General features: G+C 70.1%; 6 protein-coding genes. 3 read left to right on the top strand and 3 right to left on the bottom strand.

Annotation, left to right across the window (positions count from 1 at the left end; genetic code table 11):
• The 3 genes from ETD83_RS38240 to ETD83_RS38230 form a co-directional block, all read left to right on the top strand.
• Positions 1–327, top strand: a 327-nt coding sequence (locus ETD83_RS38240; protein ID WP_138650080.1) for a DUF3237 domain-containing protein, incomplete at its 5' end; no start/stop codon positions are given.
• Positions 328–443: 116 nt separating this feature from the next.
• Complete coding sequence (locus ETD83_RS38235) at positions 444–1,277, top strand: IclR family transcriptional regulator (RefSeq protein ID WP_230421469.1); 834 nt, start codon at positions 444–446, stop codon at positions 1,275–1,277.
• Between the two features lie 81 nt (positions 1,278–1,358).
• Positions 1,359–2,354, top strand: coding sequence for an LLM class flavin-dependent oxidoreductase (locus tag ETD83_RS38230; RefSeq protein WP_138650079.1), 996 nt, complete (start codon positions 1,359–1,361; stop codon positions 2,352–2,354).
• Positions 2,355–2,367: 13 nt separating this feature from the next.
• Here the strand turns inward: ETD83_RS38230 and ETD83_RS43225 are convergent, their stop codons facing one another.
• The 3 genes from ETD83_RS43225 to ETD83_RS38215 form a co-directional block, all read right to left on the bottom strand.
• A complete protein-coding gene (locus ETD83_RS43225; protein ID WP_171064678.1) occupies positions 2,368–2,556 on the bottom strand; it encodes a DUF397 domain-containing protein in 189 nt (62 codons plus the stop codon).
• Between the two features lie 5 nt (positions 2,557–2,561).
• Positions 2,562–4,382, bottom strand: a complete 1,821-nt coding sequence (locus tag ETD83_RS38220) for a tetratricopeptide repeat protein (RefSeq protein WP_138650077.1) — start codon at positions 4,380–4,382, stop codon at positions 2,562–2,564.
• Between the two features lie 376 nt (positions 4,383–4,758).
• A partial coding sequence (locus tag ETD83_RS38215; protein WP_205718117.1) for a Gfo/Idh/MocA family protein occupies positions 4,759–6,199 on the bottom strand: 1,441 nt, incomplete at its 5' end.

Raw genomic sequence — 6,199 nt, 5'->3', positions numbered from 1 at the left:
GCCGAGTGCCGGTGGGAGGGGGAGCGCGTCCGGGCGAGCCAGCTCGGCCGCAGCGCCGGCGACTGGGTGCGCATCCACGCCGACTCCTCGGTCAGCGTGGACGCCCGGATCCTGCTGCGCACCGACGACGGCGCCGTCATCGCGATGACCTACCAGGGGAAGGCGGACCGGCCACCGGCGGACGGGGGCGTCATCTTCACCGCGCCCACCTTCGAGACCGACGACGAGCGGTACGGGTGGCTGAACAGGATCCAGGCGGTCGGCCTGGGCCGCCGGACCGGCAGCACGCTCGTCTACGAGCTGTACGCGCTGACCGCCGGAGCCTGACCGGACGGCGCCGCCGGCCCCACCGACGTCGTGTCGCTCCCTGTCTCCGGCATCGGAGCGATAATGGAGAACTCCGATCGCGCACGTTGCCCGGCGCGGCCACGACCCCGCGTTCCATGACAACCGCCAGAAAGGCCCCGATGCCCGACCACGCCGCCAGTTCGGACGCGGATCCGCCCGCCGAGCCGGAGCACTCCGCGCCCCCGCAGTACCCGATCGAGTCGGTCGACAACGCCCTCCGGCTGCTCTGGCTGATCGGCGAACGCGGGTCCCTGCGCCTGACCGACGCCGGGGACTACCTCGGGGTGGCCTCGTCGACCGCGCACCGGCTCCTCGCGATGCTGCAGTACCGGGGTTTCGTCCGGCAGAACCGCCAGTCCCGGATGTACGAGCCCGGGCCGTCCCTCGACAAGATCGCCTTCTCCCTGCTCGGCCGCCTGGACGTGCGCGAACGCGCCCGTCCCGTGCTGGAGCACCTCAACGCCGAACTGCGGGAGACCGTCCATCTCGGGACCCTCGAAGGGCAGATGGTCCGCTTCATCGACTCGATCGAGAGCCCGCGTGCCGTCCGCGTGGGGTCCCGTCTCGGCCGATCCATCCTCGCGCACTGCACGTCGACGGGAAAGGCCATGCTGGCCCAGCTGCCGGACGCCGACCTGATGGAGCTGTATCCCGAGCCGAAGCTCGAACAGCTGACCGGCGCGTCGATCGACTCCCGCGACGCCCTGCTGGAAGCGCTGAAGGAAGTGCGCCGCAAGGGCTATGCGACCAGCAAGGAGGAGAGCGAGGAGGGCGTGATGTCGGTGGCCATGGCCCTGCCCCGATCGAACCACCCCCCGATGGCGCTGAACATCTCCGTCCCCGCGAGCCGCATGAACGTCCCCACCCGCCGCAAGATCGTCTCTGCCCTCACCGGCGCGGTCCAGGAGATCGACCAGCTGATCATCTAGCCCGGACGCCCCACTCGGTCTGCTCTACAGAAACCATTTCTGCAATGATGCGGGCACCGACCTGACGAGAGGGGCACCCGGATGCACAGCCGGATCCATGGCATGAGCCTCGGCCTGTCCATCGCGTCGAACAGCGGCCTGCCGCCCGCGGAGATGGGCGAACTGGCCCGCGCCGCCGAGGACGCCGGATTTGACGCCGTGTTCGTCGCCGAGGTCAACGGCGACGCCCTGACGCTCTGCCAGTCGCTGATCGCGGCGACCGGGTCGGTGGCCGTGGGCACCGCGATCGCCAACGCCGCGCTCCGCCCGCCCGTGCTGGCGGCCAAGACGGCCGCGCTCCTGGACGACTCGTCCGGCGGTCGCTTCCGGCTCGGCCTGGGTCTCGCCAACGCGGCCAAGAACGCCCAGTTCGGCCTGCCTTCGCACCCGCCCCTCCAGATGATCGAGGAGTACGTGGCGGTGGTCCGCGCCGTGCTGGCCGGTGAGCCGGGGTTCAGCGGTGACATCTTCCGTACCGGCATGGTGCCGTTCGACCGTCCGCCGGTCCGCCCCGACCTGCCCGTCCACCTGGCAGCGCTCGGCCCGCGCATGCTGCGGCTGGCGGGCCGCGTGGCCGACGGCGTGATCCTCAACCTCATGTCACCGGACCGTGCCGCCGAGGCCGTGGCCACGGTACGCGAGTCCGCCATGGCGGCCGGCCGGGACCCGGCGGACGTCGAGATCGTCTGCATCGTCCACACCTGCCTGTCCGACGACGCCGAGGCCGCGGCCCGGGGGGCGCGCGCCGTCGTCCCCCGTTACTCCCTGCACCCAGCGGCGCCGAGCCTGTTCGGCGACCCGCTCGAAGCCGTCCAGAACTCGGTCCGCGCAGGCGACTGGACGGGCGCCGCAGGGTACGTGCCTCAGCACATCGCGGACTCATTCGTCGCCCACGGCGACCCCGCCACCTGCCGCGCCCGGATCGAGGAATACCGAAAGGCAGGCGTCGACCTCCCCGTCCTGTACCCGATACCGCTCGACGGTCTATGGCCGTACACAGAGGTGATCAGCCGCCTGGCCCCGGAGAACTCGGCCTGAGGCGATACCGGGTTCAGCGGGGCTGGCGGCGGATACTGTCGAAGAGACCTTGAACCGCCGCGACCGAAAAGCTGAGCGCGCCTGCTTCACGTGCTTTGGAATCGCGGATCTTGATGAGGTCACCCGTACGACCGATCTCCACGCACTCGTCTTCCCACGCCGATCGTCGGGCCTTGCGAAATCGGGTCTGCTCCTTGCTCATTCGGGTCACGTCCTCCGGTGAGCTTCGAGTCCTTCCAAGAGGGCGACGGTCCGGCGGGTCAGCGGATGTTCCGCGCCGAGTACACGGCGTTCGACTGACAGGAGGTCTGCCAACTCGCCGCGAACCTTTCGAGTCCGGCCGCTCTGAACGAGAGTCTCGGCCAGTTCGTGTCGCAATGACAGAACGTGGCCATGTTCGGACCCCCATACGTCGCGCATCGTCGGCAGAATGGCCAAGATCTCGCGTTCGGCCTCGTCGTAACGCCCGGCGCGGACAAGCACAACGGCGATGAACTTGCGTGTCGTCAGCGTATTCGGGTGTCCGCCGCCAAGAATTCGAAGCTGCGCGGCATGGACCTCGCGCAATGCTCGTTCCGCCTCCGTGAGTTGACGAAGGCGGTAGGGAATCAGCGCCAGCGCCTGCCGGACGATCAGGGTGTCCGGGTGGTCGTCGCCCAGCACGTTCCGGCGTGTGGCCAGCACCTTCCGGTACTCCTGTTCGGCTTCGGCGATCTTGCGCTGGTCCTGCAGGCAGAGCCCGAGCTCGTACCGGGCGTAGACCGTCTCCAGGTCGTCGGAGCCGAGAGAGCGCTCGCGGGCCTCCACCACCTCACGGATGATCGGCTCGGCGGCCGCGGAATGCGCGATCAGGCGGGTCGCTTTGGCCTTGCCGAGTTTGAGGTCGAGAACGGCCTGGTGCTCGTCGCCCAGTGAGGCGGTGGCGGTGAGCGCGTCTTCGACCAGTTGGATGGCCGCGAAGTACAGGCTCGCCCATCCGAGGGCGACCGCGATGTGGTGGCCGGCTTCGGCGGCTGTCACCAGTGCGGAGCCGTCACGCGACGAGGTGGCGCGCAGCAGTTTGCTGATATGCGGCACAAGCGAGGTCCACGCCGCGAGGTGCTCCGGATTCCTGGGCTCCAGGGCTTGGACGGCGGCGGTGATCAGTTCGAGCGCGGTGTCCTCATGCGGTTCCCGATCGACGTCCCCGAACTGGAGGGTCTCTACTACCAGGGGGTGCAGCGTGATCTCCTGGGCGGCGTCCGGTCCCATGGACGCGTGTGTGATCAGCCCGGTGTTGGCCAGCGCCCGCAGGCTCGACGCGACCCGAGAGCTGTCGAGCAGACCGCAGGCGCGGGCGAGGATCTCGTGGTCGAGCAGGTCGACGCGGATCGGGACGCCGCCGGCGAAGGTCGACAGGATCCGGATCATGGCGTCGGCCTCCGGGGTGCCGGACGCGGACAGGGCGTCGAGAGTCAGTCGCCAGGTGCTGGTCACGATCGTGCGGTCGTCGCCGCCTGCGCCCATCAGCTCTGGAAACCGGTCGTTCAGGGCCGCGGCGTATGCGGAGAAGGACCGTTCACGGTTGAACGGGGACGCCAGATGAAACCCGGCATGGCGCAAAGCCAGTGGGAGACCGCCCAGCCGTTCTGACAGGGCCCTTGCCTCGTCAGGCGTCCCGGCATGGGGGGCGAGGTCCATGAGCACGCCCGCGCCGTCGCGTTCGGGAAGCCAGCCCACGGTGTGGATCGTGACATGCCTGCCCCAGGCCATCGGATCGATGTTCCGGCTCGTGATCAGCACGAGCCCTGCGGAGGTCGGCCGGATCCAGCCCGAGTTGTCGCGCGCCGTCCTGCCGTGCACGGTCAGCGCCTCAGGGTCGTCGGCGTTGTCGATGATGAGCAACCAGTCCCGCCTGGCCTCCAGAAAACCCCACAACAGGTCGGCCGGATTGCGCCGGCCGCTGGAGACGTCCTCGATGTCCTGTGCGGTGGCGCCGAGCGATCGGGCCAGTTCGAGCAGGTCGGAGGCCAGCGACCCGGCGTCCACCCCGGAGACCCACCACACGTTCCGCCCGCCGGCCAGGCAGGCGTCGGCGATCTGGAGGGCGATGGTCGTCTTGCCGGTTCCGCCCAGGCCGCCCAGAAGGTGCACCGAGCCGTCCGGACGCCGGGCGAGCCCTTCCAGCGTGCGCAGGACGTCGGAACGGCCTCGGACCCGGTCCGGCAACCGGCCGGTCGGAGGGCGCAGGATCACCTGGGGCTGCCGCCCGGCGCCTTCGTCCGGAGGCGTGGGCGTCCGCCGGAGCTGCGCCCATGCGATCACCGCCGCGACCGTGGCGACGACGAGACCCCCGCCGCCCATGACCGGCTCCAGATCCATGCTCGAAGCCTATGGTCGCTTCGGGCCAGGACGTCCGTGTTCGTCAGGAACGGGCGGTGGTGGCGGCCTGCGTGGGGCGGCCTCGGGAGAGGCCCGGGCGGGGCTTCTTCCAGTGCCCGCGGGTGAAGTCCGGGACCGCGACCGCGCGGCTGCCGATCGTGAGCGACCGCTCGCTCAGCGGGATCACCGAGCACCAGGACGCGGAGTCGTAGACGTCGATGTCCGGGGTCAGGCCCAGCCGCATGAGCTGGACGGTGCGCCAGAGGGAGATGTAGTCCATGCCGCCGTGGCCGCCGCCGCCCGGGCCGACGTCCGTCCACAGCCAGTGGTCGTGCTTCTTGAAGTCGTCGTTGAAGTCCCGCCACGTGTGGTTGTTGTGGCCGAGGGTCTCCAGGTAGATGCGCTGCGGGTCGCCGGTCCAGACGCCCCGGGTTCCGACGAGGGTGTTCGCGCGGCTGTAGGGGTGCGGCGTCGACACCTCGTGCTCGGCGCGCAGGAACCGTCCCTTCGCGGTCTCGATGAAGCAGGTGTTGCGGTCACCGGAGATGTAGTCGTCCTTCCAGGACGGGTGGCCGGGCGGCATGTGCTCCTTGCGGTAGAGCGCCAGCCCGAACGCCCGCGACGCCACCGAGACCAGCCGGACGAAGCGGTCGCCGCGTGTGATGTCCATGCAGGCGCCGACCGGGGCCAGGCCGTGCATGGGGTAGTGGCTGGCGTTCATCCGGGTGTGCCATTTGCGGCGCCAGCCCTCCGGGTAGTACGCGCCGTGGAAGAGGAACGGGTTGCGCAGGTCGTGGATGTAGCCGCCGGACCCGTGCAGCAGATCGCCGAAAAGGCCCTGCTTGACCATCGTCAGGACGCGCAGTTCCTCGCGTCCGTAGTTGCAGTTCTCCAGCAGCCAGCAGTGCTTGCGCGTCTGCTCGGACGTCCGCACCAGGTCCCAGATGTCGTCGAGCCGTGTCGCGATCGGCAGTTCGACGGCGACGTGCTTGCCGTGCCGGAGCGCGGCCTTGGCCATCGGGTAGTGCCATTCCCAGGGGGTGGCGATGTAGACGAGGTCCACGTCGTCGCGGGCGACGAGGTTGCGGTAGTCGTCCTCGCCCTTGCTGTAGGTCGCGGGGCGGGGCTGCCCGCCTTCGGTCTCGACCCGGTCGGCGGCTCGCTCGGTCTGCTCGGGACGGATGTCGCACAGCGCGGTGATCCGCGCGCCCGGGATCGGGAAGAAGAGCGGGAGCTGTCCCGCTCCGCGGTTGCCGAGCCCGATGATCGCCACCCGTACGGTGTCGAATCCCTCGAACGGCACGTCGGCCATGGTCTTCTCCCGGCCCCGGGGAGGCTCCCGGCCGGTGGAGTCGTCGGCGACCGCGGGAAGCCCGGCGAAGCCGGTCAGACCGGCGGCGAGCCCGGCGGTGACGCCGACGCCGGCCCCGGATCTCAGCACGTCGCGGCGGGTGGGGCGGGAGCCGTCGGCGGCTCCGTCAGAG

Origin of the sequence: Actinomadura soli (assembly GCF_005889715.1) — a bacterium.
Lineage (GTDB): Bacteria > Actinomycetota > Actinomycetes > Streptosporangiales > Streptosporangiaceae > Spirillospora > Spirillospora soli.
The sequence above is the reverse complement of the archived record's forward strand: the minus strand, read 5'-3'. Positions and strand labels throughout refer to the sequence as shown.

What these genes read in the sequence shown, in the direction of transcription:
- ETD83_RS38235 (WP_230421469.1), top strand. Translation starts at nt 444, where the DNA reads ATGACAACCGCCAGAAAGGCCCCGATGCCCGACCACGCCGCCAGTTCG.
- ETD83_RS38230 (WP_138650079.1), top strand. Translation starts at nt 1,359, where the DNA reads ATGCACAGCCGGATCCATGGCATGAGCCTCGGCCTGTCCATCGCGTCG.
- ETD83_RS43225 (WP_171064678.1), bottom strand. Translation starts at nt 2,556, where the DNA reads ATGAGCAAGGAGCAGACCCGATTTCGCAAGGCCCGACGATCGGCGTGG.